This window comes from Saccharopolyspora flava (assembly GCF_900116135.1).
In the GTDB taxonomy this organism is placed as follows: Bacteria; Actinomycetota; Actinomycetes; order Mycobacteriales; family Pseudonocardiaceae; genus Saccharopolyspora; species Saccharopolyspora flava.
The window spans coordinates 487,335-503,120 of sequence record NZ_FOZX01000001.1 but is presented as its reverse complement, the minus strand read 5'-3'; the positions used below and the strand labels follow the sequence as shown (position 1 = coordinate 503,120).

General features: G+C 72.9%; 14 protein-coding genes and 1 riboswitch. Of the genes, 12 read left to right on the top strand and 2 right to left on the bottom strand.

Annotated features, from left to right (window positions below; genetic code table 11):
- Positions 1-9: 9 nt before the first annotated feature.
- Positions 10-182: riboswitch (cobalamin riboswitch) on the top strand.
- A gap of 35 nt (positions 183-217) precedes the next feature.
- On the top strand, positions 218-2,242 hold the full coding sequence (locus tag BM424_RS02230) for a putative cobaltochelatase (RefSeq protein WP_093413302.1): 2,025 nt from the start codon (positions 218-220) through the stop codon (positions 2,240-2,242).
- A gap of 353 nt (positions 2,243-2,595) precedes the next feature.
- Here the strand turns inward: BM424_RS02230 and BM424_RS02225 are convergent, their stop codons facing one another.
- Complete coding sequence (locus tag BM424_RS02225) at positions 2,596-3,759, bottom strand: MFS transporter (RefSeq protein ID WP_093413300.1); 1,164 nt, start codon at positions 3,757-3,759, stop codon at positions 2,596-2,598.
- A 122-nt stretch (positions 3,760-3,881) separates the two neighbouring features.
- Here BM424_RS02225 and cobO point away from each other — a divergent pair, with 122 nt between their 5' ends.
- The 11 genes from cobO (at position 3,882) to BM424_RS02175 (ending at position 14,884) form a co-directional block, all read left to right on the top strand.
- Positions 3,882-4,496, top strand: a complete 615-nt coding sequence (cobO, locus tag BM424_RS29310) for a cob(I)yrinic acid a,c-diamide adenosyltransferase (RefSeq protein ID WP_245775554.1) — start codon at positions 3,882-3,884, stop codon at positions 4,494-4,496.
- A complete protein-coding gene (locus BM424_RS29305; protein ID WP_245775553.1) occupies positions 4,490-5,848 on the top strand; it encodes a cobyrinic acid a,c-diamide synthase CobB in 1,359 nt (452 codons plus the stop codon). Before cobO ends, BM424_RS29305 begins: the two co-directional genes overlap by 7 nt.
- On the top strand, positions 5,845-6,582 hold the full coding sequence (cobI, locus tag BM424_RS02215; protein ID WP_093413299.1) for a precorrin-2 C(20)-methyltransferase: 738 nt from the start codon (positions 5,845-5,847) through the stop codon (positions 6,580-6,582). Before BM424_RS29305 ends, cobI begins: the two co-directional genes overlap by 4 nt.
- The gene (gene cobM, locus BM424_RS02210) at positions 6,576-7,874 is read left to right on the top strand and encodes a precorrin-4 C(11)-methyltransferase (protein ID WP_217649607.1); all 1,299 of its coding nucleotides are present in this window, start codon (positions 6,576-6,578) and stop codon (positions 7,872-7,874) included. Before cobI ends, cobM begins: the two co-directional genes overlap by 7 nt.
- Complete coding sequence (locus BM424_RS02205) at positions 7,858-9,021, top strand: cobalt-precorrin-5B (C(1))-methyltransferase (protein ID WP_093413297.1); 1,164 nt, start codon at positions 7,858-7,860, stop codon at positions 9,019-9,021. The genes cobM and BM424_RS02205 overlap by 17 nt, the downstream gene beginning before the upstream one ends.
- On the top strand, positions 9,006-10,205 hold the full coding sequence (cbiE, locus tag BM424_RS02200; RefSeq protein ID WP_093414562.1) for a precorrin-6y C5,15-methyltransferase (decarboxylating) subunit CbiE: 1,200 nt from the start codon (positions 9,006-9,008) through the stop codon (positions 10,203-10,205). Before BM424_RS02205 ends, cbiE begins: the two co-directional genes overlap by 16 nt.
- Positions 10,206-10,392: 187 nt before the next feature.
- Positions 10,393-12,147, top strand: a complete 1,755-nt coding sequence (cobJ, locus tag BM424_RS02195) for a precorrin-3B C(17)-methyltransferase (RefSeq protein WP_093413296.1) — start codon at positions 10,393-10,395, stop codon at positions 12,145-12,147.
- On the top strand, positions 12,137-12,319 hold the full coding sequence (locus BM424_RS02190; RefSeq protein ID WP_093413294.1) for a DUF362 domain-containing protein: 183 nt from the start codon (positions 12,137-12,139) through the stop codon (positions 12,317-12,319). The genes cobJ and BM424_RS02190 overlap by 11 nt, the downstream gene beginning before the upstream one ends.
- 39 nt (positions 12,320-12,358) lie before the next feature.
- Entirely contained in the window at positions 12,359-12,844 is a 486-nt protein-coding gene (locus tag BM424_RS02185; protein WP_093414561.1) for a helix-turn-helix domain-containing protein, read from the top strand.
- Between the two features lie 9 nt (positions 12,845-12,853).
- Positions 12,854-13,420 (top strand): PIN domain-containing protein, encoded by a 567-nt coding sequence (locus BM424_RS02180; RefSeq protein ID WP_093413293.1) that lies wholly within the window; start codon positions 12,854-12,856, stop codon positions 13,418-13,420.
- A gap of 39 nt (positions 13,421-13,459) precedes the next feature.
- Complete coding sequence (locus BM424_RS02175) at positions 13,460-14,884, top strand: aminotransferase class I/II-fold pyridoxal phosphate-dependent enzyme (protein ID WP_093414559.1); 1,425 nt, start codon at positions 13,460-13,462, stop codon at positions 14,882-14,884.
- Here the strand turns inward: BM424_RS02175 and BM424_RS02170 are convergent.
- Positions 14,863-15,753 (bottom strand): DMT family transporter, encoded by an 891-nt coding sequence (locus BM424_RS02170; RefSeq protein ID WP_093413291.1) that lies wholly within the window; start codon positions 15,751-15,753, stop codon positions 14,863-14,865. The genes BM424_RS02175 and BM424_RS02170 overlap by 22 nt on opposite strands.
- Positions 15,754-15,786: the final 33 nt, after the last annotated feature.

Sequence of the window (15,786 nt, the reverse complement as noted above, 5' to 3'; positions counted from 1 at the left end):
ACGATGTGGCTGAATCCGTTTGCAAGGGGTGTGGGCAGGAAGCCGGTGCGAGTCCGGCACGGTCGGCGCCACTGTGACCGGGGAGCGGACCTCCCGCGCGAGCCACCGGGGTGACCTGGGAAGGCCGGAGGGACGTGACGATCCGGGAGTCAGGACACTGCCGCCCCTTGTTCCCGACAGCGGGGCGTCCGCACCCCGAGGAAGGACCCACACCGGCATGTCCCATGCCCCTCGCTTCCCCTTCTCCGCCGTGGTCGGCCACGACGACCTGCGGCTGGCGCTGCTGCTCAACGCGGTGCACCCGCGCATCGGCGGTGTCCTGGTGCGCGGCGAGAAGGGCACCGCCAAATCCACCGTCGTGCGCGCGCTGGCGTCGCTGCTGCCCGCGCTGGACGTCGCCGACGACTGCCGCTTCGGCTGCGACCCGGCCGCGCCCGACCCGCAGTGCCCCGACGCGCCGCACGGCGAGACCGCCACCCGCAAGCCCGCGCAACTCGTCGAGCTGCCCGTCGGCGCCACCGAAGACCGGCTCATCGGCTCGCTGGACCTCGAACGCGCGCTCACCGAAGGCGTCCGCGCCTTCCAGCCCGGCCTGCTCGCCGGAGCGCACCGCGGCGTGCTCTACGTCGACGAGGTCAACCTGCTGCACGACCACCTCGTGGACCTGCTGCTCGACGCCGCCGCCATGGGCCGCGCGCACGTCGAGCGCGACGGCGTCTCCGTCTCGCACGCCGCGTCGTTCCTGCTCGTCGGCACCATGAACCCCGAGGAAGGCGAACTGCGGCCGCAGCTGCTCGACCGCTTCGGCCTCACCGTGCAGGTCGCCGCCAGCCGCGAGGTCACCACCCGCACCGAGGTCGTCCGCCGCCGGCTCGCGTTCGAAGCCGACCCCGCCGGGTTCGCCGCTCAGTGGGCCGACGCCGACGCCGAACTCGCCGAGCACATCCGCGCCGCCCGCGACCGCGTCGAGCACGTCGTGCTGCCCGACTCCGAGCTGCGCCGGATCTCCGCGCTGTGCGCCGCCTTCGACGTCGACGGGATGCGCGCCGACCTCGTGCTCGCCCGCACCGCCGTCGCCCACGCCGCCTGGCGCGGCGCCGACGCCGTCGCCGAGGAGGACGTCGAAGCCGCCGCCCGGCTCGCCCTGCCGCACCGGCGTCGCCGCGACCCGTTCGACGAGCCCGGCATGGCCGAGGACCAGCTCCAGCAAGCGCTGTCCGACGCCGCCGAGCAGGCCGACGAGCAGCCGCCGGACGACCCCGACGACGACCCCGACGGTCCCGACGACGGCGGCCCCGGCGGAGGCAGCGAACCCCAGGACGAGCCCACCGGACCCGACGGCGGCGGAGGCGGTGAGCAGCAGGAACAGCCCGGCGGAGGCGACTCCGAGCGCTCCCCGGTCGGCGCCGGGCAGTCCTTCCGCGCCCGGCTGCTGGAAGTCCCCGGACTCGGCGAAGGCGCACCCGGGCGCCGCTCCCGCGCCCGCTCCCGCAGCGGACGCACCACCCGCGCCACCACCGTCGGCGGCCACGGCCTGCACGTCACCGCCACCCTCGCCGCCGCCGCACCCCACCAGGCCGCGCGCGGCCGCAGCGGACCCGGCCTGATCCTGCGCTCCGACGACGTCCGCCGAGCCCTGCGCGAAGGCCGCGAAGGCAACCTCGTGCTCTTCGCCGTCGACGCCTCCGGCTCGATGGCCGCCCGCGACCGGATGAGCGCCGTCAGCGGCGCCGTCCTGTCCCTGCTGCGCGACGCCTACCAGCGGCGCGACAAGGTCGGCGTGATCACCTTCCGCGGCGACAAGGCCGAACTCGCCCTGCCGCCCACCTCCTCCGTCGACATCGCCGCCGCCCGGCTGCGCAGCCTCCGCACCGGCGGACGCACCCCGCTCGCCGACGGACTGCTGCGCACCCAGCACGTCATCCGCACCGAAGCCACCCGCGACCCGCAGCGCCGGCCCCTCGTCGTGCTGCTCACCGACGGCAAGGCCACCGTCGGCGTCGGCGGCGCCACCGGCAGCAAGCAGGCCGTCGACGACTCGCTGCGCGCCGCCCGCGTCCTCGCCGGCACCGGAACCGCTGCCGTCGTCGTCGACTGCGAGAACGGGCCCGTCAAGCTCGGACTCGCGAACCAGCTGGCCACAGCCCTCGGCGGGCCCAGCCTGCGGCTCGAAGAGCTCTCCGCCGAGAACGTCGCCGGAGTCGTCCGGGCCGTCAGCGGTGACAGCGGGTTGGCAGCTTAGTCTCGTTTTGGTTACGAGATTCAACCCTGTGAGTACCGACCCTTCGGTCGGATTGGTACGGTGACGACCAGTCCACCTGACCCCCAGGGGTGGACCTCCAAAGTGCCCCGCGCTCCCAGCGACCCCCAGGCCGGTTGAGCGCGGGGCTCTTTTTTGTTGTTCTTCGGGTCCATTTGCTTGGCGGTGCGGGTAGGGGAACCTCAGACGCCGCCTGGCTCCGGGATCCGAGGCTTATGTATGCCAATACACGACACGTCGGCTGTCCTCCCCAGGCGACGTCTGAGAACCCCCGGCGGTGCCAGTTGCTCAGGTGGGGTACTGAGAAACCGGCTTCGCCGGTTGCCTGACGGTGTTTAGGCTGGTTGTGGGGTTTTCTTGTGCTTGTAGCGGTTTCTTGCGTAGGTGGCTGTGGCTGCCAGGGGGATGGCTACTGCTCCTGCTGTGGTGAACAGGGTCGTGTACTGGTCGTGGTCCGCCAGGGGGCCTGCTGCTGCTGAGGCTGCTGCGCTGCCGAGGAAGAGGGCGCAGGCGAAGAGGGCTACCGCGGTTCCTCTGGCTTCCGGGGCGACCTCCGTGGCCCAGGCCTGGAGGGAGGAGTGCATGAAGGACCAGCCTCCGCCGAGCAGGAGGGCCGTGATGATCGTCGTGGTGAGGTTCGTGTCCAGGCTGACCAGGGCGTAGCCGACGACCATCTGGGAGCCGCCGATGGCGATCAGGGCAGAGACCGGCAGCTTGGAGTTGATGGCCTTGACGACCCGCGAGAACACCAGCACGCCGACCCCGTAGGCGCCGGTGGCCAGGCCCGCGACGGCCACGTCCAGGCCCTCGCTGACCAGCGCCGACGCCAGGAACGTCATGGTGCCCAGCAGGACCGCGCCCTCCACGAACACCAGCCCGAACACCAGCAGCGCCCAGCGGTTGCGGAGCACGCCGCCGATGTGGGCGCCGACGCCGCCGGTCACCGCGGCGCGCTGCGGCTCCGGCAGGTTCCGCAGCAGCAGCGCGCACACCGCCGCGCACACCGCCGGGACCGCGAAGACCACCCGCCAGTCCAGCCAGTGCGCCAGCACGCCGCCGACCGCCATCGCCATCGCCGTGCCCAGCGCCTGGGCCGCCATCAGGTCCGACAGCGCGCCCTGCCGCCGCTGCTGGGAGACCGTGTCGCCGACGTAGGTCAGCGTCGTCGGCACCACCGCGCCCATGAACGCGCCCGCCAGCACCCGGGCCGCGATGAGCACCGGCAGCGACGGCGCGAACGTGGACAGCAGGCCCGTGGCGGCCGCCGCCAGCAGCGTCGCGCGCATGATCGGGATCCGGCCGAAGCGGTCCGACAGGATGCCCCACACCGGCTGCGACAGGCCGTAGGCCAGGAAGTAGCCGCTGGCCACCGTCACCGCCGAGGCCATCGGGACGTGCATGCTCAGCGCGATCAGCACCAGCATCGGGGTCACGGCGAACCGGTCGAAACTGCTGATGAACGAGGCTGTGGACAACACCAGAGGCGGCCTGGTGGGCATGCGGCGGCTCCTAGTTCTGGGACGCTCGTCCATCTTCACGCCTCGAACGCCGGATGCGGCGGTGAGGTTGCCCACCTCACGCGGGGCCGTGCGCTGGGAATGCTCTTGGTTAGGGTCGTCGCATGCCTCAAGGACAGCCTGCCTCCGTGCCCGCCGACGGACTGACGACCCGCCAGCGCCGCAACCGGCCGCTGGTCGTGGTGCACACCGGCGAGATGAAGGGCAAGTCCACCGCCGCCTTCGGGCTCGCGCTGCGCGGCTGGAACCAGGGCTGGGACATCGGCGTCTTCCAGTTCGTCAAGTCCGCCAAGTGGAAGGTCGGCGAGGAGTCCGCGTTCCGGGCGCTTGGCCGCCTCCACGAAGAAACCGGCGAGGGCGGACCCGTCGAGTGGCACAAGATGGGCGAGGGCTGGTCCTGGACCCGCAAGAAGGGCACCGAGGAGGACCACGCCGCCGCCGCGCTCGAAGGCTGGCGGGAGATCGCCCGCCGCCTCGACGAGCAGCGCCACGGCCTCTACGTCCTCGACGAGTTCACCTACCCGCTGCACTGGGGCTGGGTCGACGTCGACGAGGTCGTCGCCAAGCTCCGCGAACGCGAGGGCCACCAGCACGTCGTCATCACCGGCCGCTACGCGCCGCAGGCGCTCATCGACGCCGCCGACCTCGTGATGGAGACCGGCAAGGTCAAGCACCCGATGGACGCCGGGCAGAAGGGCCAGAAGGGCATCGAGTGGTGAACCCCGATCGGGTGGTCTTCGCCGCGCCCGGATCGGGGCAGGGCAAGACCACCGCGGTGACCGGCCTGCTCGGTGCGCTGCGCAGACGCGGCGACCGCGTCGCGCCCTTCAAGGTGGGACCCGACTACATCGACCCCGGCTACCACCGGCTCGCCGCCGGGCGGACCGCGCGCAACCTCGACCCCGTGCTGGTCGGAGCCGACCGCATCGCACCGCTGCTGCACCACGGGTCGGCCGGCGCCGACCTCGCCGTGGTGGAAGGCGTGATGGGCCTGTTCGACGGCCGCATCGGCGGTGATGAGGAGGTCGCGTTCGGCTCCACCGCCCACGTCGCCCAGCTCATCGACGCGCCCGTGGTGCTCGTCGTCGACGCCAAGGGGCAGAGCCACAGCCTCGCCGCGCTGCTGCACGGCTTCCGCGCCTACCGGCCGCAGGTGCGGGTGGCCGGGGTGCTGCTCAACCGCGTCGGCTCGCCGCGCCACGAGGAGGTGCTGCGCACCGCCGCCGACAACGCGGGCTTACCGGTGCTCGGCGCCATCCCGCGCACCGACGACCTGGAGGTGCCCTCGCGGCACCTCGGCCTGGTGACCGCCGTCGAGCACGGCGCCGACGCGCTGCGCGCCGTGGAGGCCATGACCGACGTCGTGGAGCGCTCGGTCGACCTCGACGCCGTCACCGCGCTCGCCCGCACCGCCGGTGACCTGCCCGGAACCGCCTGGGACCCGGCCGCCGAGGTCACCCCGCGAGGGCGCCCGGTGGTCGCGGTGGCCGGGGGGCACGCGTTCAGCTTCGGCTACGCCGAGCACGTCGAACTCCTCGAAGCCGCCGGAGCCGAGGTCGCGCTGGTCGATCCGCTGCGCGACGAGCGGTTGCCCGAGGGCACCGCCGGACTCGTGCTGCCGGGCGGCTTCCCGGAGCAGCACGCCTCCGCGCTGTCGGCGAACACCGCGCTGCGCACCGAGATCCGCGCCTTCGCCGGCACCGGCGCGCCCGTGCACGCCGAGTGCGGCGGCCTGCTCTACCTCGGCGAATCCCTCGACGGCGAACCCATGTGCGGGGCGCTGCCGGTGCGCGCGGCCATGTCGCCGCGGCTCACCCTCGGCTACCGCGACGCCGTCGCCGCGACCGAATCCCCGCTGTTCGCCGAGGGAACCCGCATCAGCGGGCACGAATTCCACCGCACCGCAACCGAACCCGGCCACGGCGAGGAGCCCGCCTGGTTCTGGCGCGGCCCCTCCGGCGCGCACCGCGAGGGATTCGTCCGCGGCGGGGTGCACGCCTCCTACCTGCACACCCACCCGGCCGGGAACCCCGGTGCGGTGGCCCGATTCATCGAGAGGTGCCTGCGATGAGACTCGTCGGAGTCGGGGTCGGCCCCGGCGATCCGGAGATGCTGACCCTGAAGGCGCTGCGCGAGATCCGCGACGCCGACACCGTGTACGTGCCGGTCCTGGCGCCCGAGGAGCAGGGGCGCGCCGAGGCGATCGTGCGCGCCCACCTGGGCGCCGACGCCCGCGTGCAGCGGCTCGTGTTCGCGCTCGCCGACCCGGTCGACGGGCCGCAGGAGCGCCGCCGCAGGCACTGGGACGACGCGGCCGAGACCGTTGCGGAGCGACTGCGTGATCAGGGCGGCACGGTGGTCTTCGCCACCTTGGGCGACCCCGCCGTGTACTCCACCTTCAGCTATCTGGCAGCGGCCGTCGCGGAGCTGTTGCCCGAGGTCGAGATCGCGACGGTGCCCGGGATCACCGCGATGCAGGCGACCGCGTCGCAGGCGGGCATCGCGCTCACCGAGGGCTCGGAGCCACTCACCGTGATGCCGGTGCTGCGCGACGTCACCGCCCTGCGGGAGGCGTTGCGGGCGCGCGGTACGGTCGTTGCCTACAAAGGCGGGCGACGCCTGGGTGAGCTGCGCGACGCGATCGACGAGAGCGGAGCTCTGGACCGCTCGGTCTACGCCGAGCACCTGGGCACGCCGGATGCGCGGGTACTACCGCTTGCTGAAGTGTCCGATGTGGACGATGCGCCTTACTTGTCGACAGTGGTAGTGCTGCCACCCCGAGGCGGAAGAGGAGAGCAATGGTGACTGGCCGGATCTCGTTCATCGGCGCCGGACCCGGCGCGGCCGACCTGATCACGGTCCGCGGCGCCAAGCGAATCGCCGAAGCCGACATCGTGGTCTGGGCCGCGAGCCTGGTCACGCCGGAGTGCGTGCAGGAGCACGCGCGCTCGGACGCCGAGCTCGTCGACTCCTCCCGGCTCACCCACGAGCAGGCGCTGGAGATCTACCGGCGCGCCGAGCGCGACAAGCTCAACGTCGCCCGCGTGCACTCCGGCGACCCCTCGCTGTGGGGTGCGGTGCAGGAGCAGTACGACTCGGCGATCAAGATGAATCTCGAGGTCGAGATCGTGCCCGGCGTCGCCGCGTTCTCCGCCGCCGCGGCGTCCATCGGCCGCGAGCTGACCGTCCCGGAGGTCGCCCAGTCGCTGGTGCTGACCCGCCTGGAGGGCGGCAAGACGCCGATGCCCGACGGCGAGAAGGTCCGCGAGTTCGCCAAGCACGGCACCACCATGGCGCTGTTCCTGTCCGCCGCGCGCACCGGCCAGCTGGTCGAGGAGCTGCGCGCCGGTGGCTACCCGGACGACACCCCGGTGCTCGTGGCCTACAAGGTGACCTGGCCGGACGAGCTGCTGGTGCGCTCCACGCTCGGCGAGCTCGAGGCCGACTGCAAGAAGCACAAGCTGTGGCGGCACACGCTGTTCATCATCGGCAAGGGCCTCACCGCCGGTGGCACGCGCTCGCACCTGTACCACGCGGGCCACTTCCACACCTTCCGCAAGGCCGACAAGGAGGCCCGCCGAGCCCTGCGCGCCGAGCGCAGCGCCCGCAAGGCCGACAAGCCGCAGGACCCCGACCCGGCCCCGGCGGCCCCCAAGGTCGAGGCTGCGCCCAAGGTCGAGGCGGCCACCAAGACCGACGCGGCCACCCAGCTCAAGGAGTCCGACGCCGCCTGGTGGGCGGTGCGCGACTGGCAGGAGACCGCTCGCGGCGCGGCCCGCTTCGGCGCCAACCGCACCATCCCGGTGCGCCAGGCCGACGAGTCGCAGTCCGAGCTGTTCACCGCCGAGGACGCGACCGAGCCCGCGGCGGAGACCGCGGCACCGGACGCGGCCGGTTCGGAAACCGCTGCGCCGCAGGCGGAATCGGCCGCCACGACGACCCGCGCGCCCGCCAAGACCGGCACCGCGCGCAAGTCGACCGGCACCGCGAAGTCCGGCACCACCAAGCGCAAGGCCCCGGCCAAGCCGGCGGGGGCGAAGTCCAAGCAGCCTGCCAAGCGCAAGCCCGCGGCGAAGCCGGATGAGCAGTCAGAGTGATCCGCAGCCGCCGCTGCGCGAGCCGGACCTCCCGCGCACCGCGAAGGTCCGGCCCAAGGCGCTGCGCACCGGCTTCACCACCGGTGCCTGCTCCGCGGCGGCGGCCAGGGCGGCGGCCGAACTGCTGGTCACCGGCGAGCTCCCGGCCACCGTGGACATCGGTTTCCCGGACGGCAAGCGGCGGCGCTTCCCGGTCGACTCCGGCAGCGCCGAACCGGCCACGGCCGTGGTGGTCAAGGACGCCGGCGACGACCCGGACGTCACGCACGGCGCGCGGCTGACGGTCTCCGTGACGTCCCGCGAGGACGGCGAGGTCGTGCTGCACGGCGGCGAGGGCGTCGGCACCGTCACCAAACCCGGCCTGGGGCTGGAGGTCGGCGGTCCGGCGATCAACCCGGTGCCCCGGCGGATGATCACCGACTCGGTGCGCGAGGTGCTCGGCGATCGCGGCGCCGACGTCACGATCACCGTGCCCGGCGGCGAGAAGATGGCCTACAAGACCACCAACCGGCGGCTGGGCATCTTCGGCGGCATCTCGATCCTCGGCACCACCGGCATCGTCCGGCCGTTCTCGACCGCTTCGTGGCGCTCCAGCGTCGAGCAGGCCGTGTCCGTGCTGTCCGCGCAGGACGGCAAGGTCGCCGTGCTGTCCACCGGCGGGCGCACCGAGCGGGTCGCGATGCGGTTGCTGCCCGACGAGCCCGAGGTGGCCTTCATCGAGGTCGGCGACTTCACCGGCGCCGCCGTGCGCCGGGCCGTGGAGCACGGGCTGGACGAGGTCGTGTTCGTCGGCATGATCGGCAAGCTCACCAAGCTCGCCTCCGGCGTGGTGATGACGCACTACACGCGGTCCAAGGTGGACACCGGGCTGCTCGGCCGGCTGACCGCCGAGTTCGGCGGCAGCGAGCAGGACGTCGCCGAGGTCACCGAGGCCGCCACCGCCCGCCGCGCCTACGAGGTGTGGCAGCGCGGTGACCACTTCTCGGCGTGTGCGCACCGGTTGTGCGAGCTGGTGGCAGCAGTATTGGAGCGGTTCAGCGAGGAGTGCGGTCGCAGGCTGCGTGTTCGGGTCGCCATGGTCGACTTCGAGGGTGAGCACGTGGTCGCGGCCACCGAGGCGAGGTGGGTGACGTGGCAGTCACGGTGATCGGGGTCGACGGGACGGCGCTGCCTCCGGGCGGCGCGGAGGTCCTGGAGCAGGCGCGGCTGGTCGTGGGAGGCAAGCGGCACCTGGACGCGCACGCTCCCGAGCACGCGAAGCGGCTCGAGCTCGGGCCGCTGGATCCGGCGCTCAACGCGCTGTCCTCGCTCTCCGGCGACGAGCAGGGCGTGGTGCTGGCCTCCGGCGACCCGGGGTTCTTCGGCGCGGTGCGCGCGTTGCGCGAGCGCGGCCTCCGGTGCTCGGTGCTGCCCGCGATCTCCAGCGTGCAGCGGTTGATGGCGCGCGCGGGCCGGTCCTGGGACGACGTCGTGGTGGTCAGCGCGCACGGGCGCGACCTGGGCCCGGCGATCAACGTGTGCCGGGCGCGCCCGGCGGTGGCGGTGCTGACCGCGCCGAAGTCCGGTCCGGCGCAGATCGCCTCCGGGCTGGCGGGCTGGCGCCGCACCATGATCGTCGGCGAGGACCTGGGCGGGCCGAACGAGTCGGTGGTGACCATCGACCCGGCCGACGCGGCCAAGCGCACCTGGTACGAGCCGAACGTGGTGCTGTGCCTGGCCGACGCCGACGAGGTGCCGCAGCGCGGCTGGATGGCCGGTGGCGAGCCGGTCCCGCCCGCGACCGGCTGGGCGCTGTCGGAGGACGAGTTCTCGCACCGCGACGGCATGATCACCAAGGCCGAGGTGCGCGCCGTGGCGCTGGCCCGGCTGGCCCCGCGTCCGGGCGTGCTGGTCTGGGACGTCGGCGCGGGCTCGGGTTCGGTGGCCGTGGAGTGCGCCCGGATGGGCGCGGCGACCATCGCCGTCGAGTCCGACGAGGCCCAGGTGGTCCGGATGGTCACCAACGCCGCAGGTCACGGCGTGGACGTGCGGATCGAGGAGGGCAAGGCGCCGCAGGCGCTGCGCGAGCTGCCCAAGCCGGACGCGATCTTCGTGGGCGGCGGCGGCAGCGAGGTCGTCACGTCCTGCGCCCACGCGGGCGCGTCGCGGGTCGTGGTGGCCCTGGCCGCGCTGGACCGGGTCGGCCCGACCCGGGAGACGCTGCGCTCGGCGGGCTACGAGGTGGAGGGCGTCCAGCTCGCGGCGTCCCGGCTGGCCGAGCTCCCGGACGGCTCCTCCCGCCTCGAAGCCGCCAACCCGGTGGTCCTCCTCACCGGCACGAAGAAGGCCTGACCCCCGTCCGGGGCACCGGGTTCCGCGGTGTGCCCTGGTCACCAGGGGACAGTTTTAGTGAGAACTGTCCGGGCAAAACGGACATTGATCATGGGCAGTTTTAGCTAAAACTGCCCCGAGCCCGGAGTGTCGTAGGGTGTTTTCACCCGATCCGGGGAACGAGAACGAACGAGGCAGGGGAGTAGCAGTGATCGGTCTGTTCGCGGTGACCGCGGCGGGACGGCGGGCGGCCGCCGAACTCGCCGGACGACTGGGGCCGGAAGCCCTGGTCGCCGACGGTCCGATCGGACCGGCCGTCCGGCGGCTCTGGGACCACCTCGACGCGGCGGTGTTCTTCCTCGCCAGCGGCGCCACGATCCGCCTGGTCGCCCCGCTGCTGCAGGACAAGCACACCGACCCGGGCATCGTCAGCGTCGACGAGGCGCAGCGCTTCGCCATCGCGCTGGCCGGCGGCCACGGCGGCGGCGCGAACGCGCTGGCCGAGCAGGTCGCCGAGCTCTTCGGCTGCACCCCGGTGATCACCACCGCCACCGACTCCACCGGCACGACCGCGCTCGACGAGCTCGTCGACCAGCTCGACGCGACCGTCGACGGCGACCTGCCGTCCTGCGGCGTGGCGATCCTCGACGGCGAGCCGGTCCGGCTGGTCAACCCGCACGGCTTCCCGCTCCCGGCGTTACCGCCGAACGTCGCCGCCGACGTGGCGAACCCGGCCTGGACCGTCGTCATCGACGACCGCCGCCCGACCGAGGACGAGGAGCGCACGCTGCGCCTCATCCCGCGCACCCTGGTCGTCGGCGTCGGGTCCGCGCGCGGCGTCTCGCGCACCGCGGTCACCGAGACCATCGCCCGGCTCGACAGCGAGCACGGCCTGGACCCGCGCGCCATCCGCGCGTTCGCCAGCGTCGACCTCAAGGCCGACGAGGCCGGCATCCTCGACGCCGTGCAGGACCTGGGCTTCTGGCACTCCGGCGAGGGCGAGGAGCTGTCGCTGCTGACCTACTCGGCCGACGTGCTGGCCGGGGTCGAGGTGCCGAACCCGAGCGAGGTGGTGCGCAGCGAGGTCGGCACGCCCAGCGTCGCCGAGGCCTCCGCGCTGCACGCCGCCGAGGAGCTGGCCTACGGCGCCCCGGTCGAGCTGGTCGCCGACAAGATCAAGGGCGACAACGTCACCGTCGCCGCCGCCCGGATCAGCCCGCGCGGCAGGCTCGCCATCGTCGGCATCGGCCCCGGCGCTCCCGACCTGCGCACGCCGCGCGCCGACGCCGAGCTGCGCCGCGCGTCGGTGGTCGTGGGCCTGGACCAGTACCTCGACCAGGTCCGGCACCTGCTGCGCCCGGGCACCGAGGAGCGCGCCACCGGCCTGGGCGCCGAGGAGGCCCGCGCGGCCGAGGCGGTGGAGCTGGCCAAGCAGGGCCGCGCGGTCGCGCTGATCGGCTCCGGCGACGCGGGCGTGTACGCGATGGCCAGCCCGGCGCTGGAGAAGGCCGACGTCGACATCGAGGTCGTCGGCGTTCCCGGCGTGACCGCCGCGCTGTCGGCGTCGTCGCTGCTGGGCGCGCCGCTCGGGCACGACCACGCGCTGATCAGCCTGTCCGATCTGCACACGCCGTGGGAGATGATCGAGCGCCGGGTCCGCGCCGCCGCCGAGGGCGACATGGTGGTGTGCTTCTACAACCCGCGGTCGGTGCAGCGCCACTGGCAGCTCGGCCGCGCCCTGGAGATCCTCGCTGAGCACCGGCCCGCGACGACCCCGGTCGGCGCGGTCCGCCAGGCCAGCCGCGCGGACGAGAAGGTGTGGTGCGCCCCGATCGCCGAGTTCGACCCGGCCGAGGTGGACATGTTCACCACGGTCGTCGTCGGCTCCTCGCAGTCCTCCGTGGTCGGCCGGCGGATGGTCACCCCGCGCGGCTACCGCTGGATGGCGGGCGATGTCCGTTGATCCGCTGACGATCACCGACGCCTGCACCGCCTGCGGCGCCTGCCTGCTCACCTGCCCGGAACACGCCCTCCGCCCGGCCCCGGGCCGCCCCCAGGTCGTCGCCGAAGCCTGCACGTCCTGCGGAGAATGCGTCGAAATCTGCCCCAGAGACGCCATCGACCTCCTCCGGTAGCGTTTTCGTTTTGTTCGTTTCGCTGCTACTGTGGTGGTCATGGAGGGGACGGAGCAACGCACGGTACTGCCGCCGACCAGGGTCGACGACCTGCTGGGGCTGCTGCGCGCGCTCGACGAGCAGCGTTCGGCTCCGGCGCTGATCACGCGGGACGGCACCAGGATCGATCTGCCCGATGAGCTCTACGACGTGCTGCACGACGTGGTGCTCTCGCTGTCGCGGGGAATGGCGATCACGGTCGCCCCGAGGCACACGGTTCTGACCACCGGGGAAGCGGCCGAGATGCTGGGGATCTCCCGGCCCACTCTGGTCAGGCTGCTCGAAGCGGGCGAGATCCCGTACGAGCAGCCGGGTCGGCACCGCAGGATCCGGCTTGACGACCTGCTCGCCTACCAGGAGCGCGCTCGCCGGGCCCGTGCGGCGGGTCTCGACGAGATGGTCCGCGTTTCCGAAGCGGGCGGCGTCTACGACGTCCCGGCCGATGCGCAGGCCGAGCGGTTCTCGGGCCCGGAAGAGGAAGCCTGACCGACACCGATGATCCGCGCCCTCCTCGACACGTGCGTGCTGTTCAAACCGCTCGTGTGCGACGCGTTCCTCAGCATCGCCGAGGAGCACGCGTTCCGACCGCTGTGGTCCAGGCACATCCTCGACGAACTGCGCGGCTCGCTGATCCGCGCCGGTGTCGTCGCCGACTCCGTCGAGCATCGGATCGCCCAGATGCAGACGCACTTCCCCGGCGCGGACGTCGACGGCTACGAGGACCTGATCCGGGGCATGACGAACGATCCCAAGGACCGGCACGTCCTGGCAGCGGCCGTTCGGGGAAATGCCGAGGCGATCGTGACTGAAAATGTCCGCGATTTCCCGAAATCATCGGTCGAGTGCTACGACATCGCGGTCCTGAACCAGGACGAGTTCTTCCTCGACCTGTACGACCTGGACCCCGGGGCCGTGACGCGCGCGCTGACCCGGCAGGTCTCCCGCTACCGCCGGAATCCCCGCTCGGTCGAAGACCTGCTCATCGCCCTGGGCAGTGCCGGGAACGGCTGCCCCGGGTTCGCGAGCCTCTGCCACGCCGAGCGTTTTGGTGGGGGTGGGTGAGGTCGTGCGGGGTGGGATGGTGGTCGGGTGAGCGCGGAGATGTCGCCGGAGGAGTTCCGGCGCTGGGGCAAGCAGGTCGTGGACTGGATCGCGGACTACCGGGCGGGGATCGAGTCGTTCCCGGTGCGGTCCCGGGTCGCGCCGGGGGAGGTGCGGGCGAAGCTGCCCGAGCGCCCGCCGGAGCGCGGTGAGGGGTTCGACGCGGTCCTGCGCGACCTCGACGAGATCCTCCTGCCGGGGGTGACGCACTGGCAGCACCCGGGGTTCTTCGCCTACTTCCCGTCGAACGCCACCGGTCCCTCGATCCTCGGTGACCTGCTCTCCAGCGGTCTCGGCGTGCAGGGCATGGTGTGGGCGACCAGCCCGGCCTGCACCGAGCTGGAGACCGTCGTGCTCGACTGGCTCGTCGAACTCCTCGGCCTGCCACCGCATTTCCGCACCGACGCGGCCGGTGGTGGCGTCATCCAGGACTCCGCGTCCAGCGCCGCGCTGGTGGCCTGCCTGGCGGCGCTGCAGCGGACCGGCGAGGACGTCGCGCGGCGCGGCATCACCCGCCGTCACACGCTCTACGTCTCCGCCCACACCCACTCCTCGCTGGAGCGGGCCGCGCGGCTGGCCGGGATCGGGGCCGACAACGTGCGGGTCGTCGACACCGACCCGGACACGCTCGGCATGGACGCCGGCCACCTCGACGAGCTCATCGCCGCCGATCTGGCCTCCGGCGCGGTGCCGACGATGGTGTGCGCGACGATCGGCACCACCTCCACCACCGCCATCGACCCGGTGCGCGAGATCGGCGAGGTCTGCCGCGAGCGCGGCGTCTGGCTGCACGTCGACGCCGCCTACGCGGGAGTGGCGGCGGTGTGCCCGGAGCTGCGCTGGATCAACGACGGCGTCGCCGAGTTCGCCGACTCCTACTGCACCAACCCGCACAAGTGGTTGCTGACGAACTTCGACTGCAGCGCGCTGTGGCTGGCCGACCGGGCGCCGATGATCGAGGCGCTGTCGATCCTGCCGGAGTACCTGCGCAACGCGGCCAGCGAGTCCGGCGAGGTGATCGACTACCGGGACTGGCAGGTCCCGCTCGGCCGCCGGTTCCGGTCCCTGAAGCTGTGGTCGGTGCTGCGCTGGTACGGCGCCGAGGGGCTGCGCGAGCACATCCGCGGCACCGTCGCGCTCGCCCAGGAGTTCGCCGGATGGGTGCGCGACGACCCCGATTTCGCGCTGCTGGAACCGCATCCGCTCGCGCTGGTGTGCTTCTGGCCGCGCTACCCTGACCTGCCCGTCGAGGAGGCCAACGCGCGCACCCACCGGGTGCTGGACGCGCTCAACGACTCCGGCGACCTCTTCCTCACCCACACCAAGATCGACGGGCGGACGCTGCTGCGGCTGGCCGTCGGCTCGCCCGCCACCGAGCGCAGGCACGTCGAAGCCGCCTGGGATCAGATCCGCCGCGCCGTCTGAACCGGGGCCGCCCGGGTGCCCAGCACGCACGCCGTGGTCGCCAGGGCGATGCCGAGAAGCACTGCGAGCGAAGGGGTTTCGCCGAGCACCGGCCAGGCGATCACGGCGGTCAGCGGCGGCACCGCGCTGAACAGGGCGCTGGCCCGGGCCGCCCCGCCGACCGCCACCGCCCGCAGGTAGGCGCTCACGCCCAGCACCGATCCGGTGATCACCAGCCACAGCACGGAGATCCCGGCCTGCGCCCAGTGCGTCACGTGGCCGTGCTCGACGACCGCGATGGCGCCGATGGCCAGCGCCGCGGCGATGGTCTGCACGGCGGCGCCGGAGCGGATGTCGATGCCACCGCAGAAGTGCTGCTGGTACAGGCCGCCGGCGGAGAAGCCCAGCAGTCCCAGCAGCGTCAGCAGGATCGCCGGGTTCCACTCGCCCTCGGCCGCCACCTGCCCGCCGAGGGTGACCAGCACCGCCAGCACGCCCAGCACGAGCCCGATCACCCGCGCCCGGCTCAGCCGCTCGCGCAGCAGCAGCGCCGCCAGCGCGGCCGTGAGCACCGGGTTCATCGAGATCACCAGGGCCGTCACCGACGCGGGGACCCCGGCGGCCATGCCGCCGTAGCAGCCGCCGAACTGGGTGGCGTGGGTGAGCAGCCCGGCGACCGCGCTGTGCCCGACGGCGTTACCGCTGGGCCACACCGCCCGCCGCAGCAGCGCGATCACCGACAGGGTCGCCGCGGCCAGGGTCAGCCGGATGGTCGTCAGCAGGAACGGGGATGCGGCGGCCACGCCCAGCGCTCCGGTCGGGTAGCCGCTGGCCCAGAAGAAGACGATCGGGGCGGCCAGCGAGAGCGGGATCGACCGCGAGGTGTGCATGGTTTCCAGAATCCGGCCTCGAACAGCTCCGCG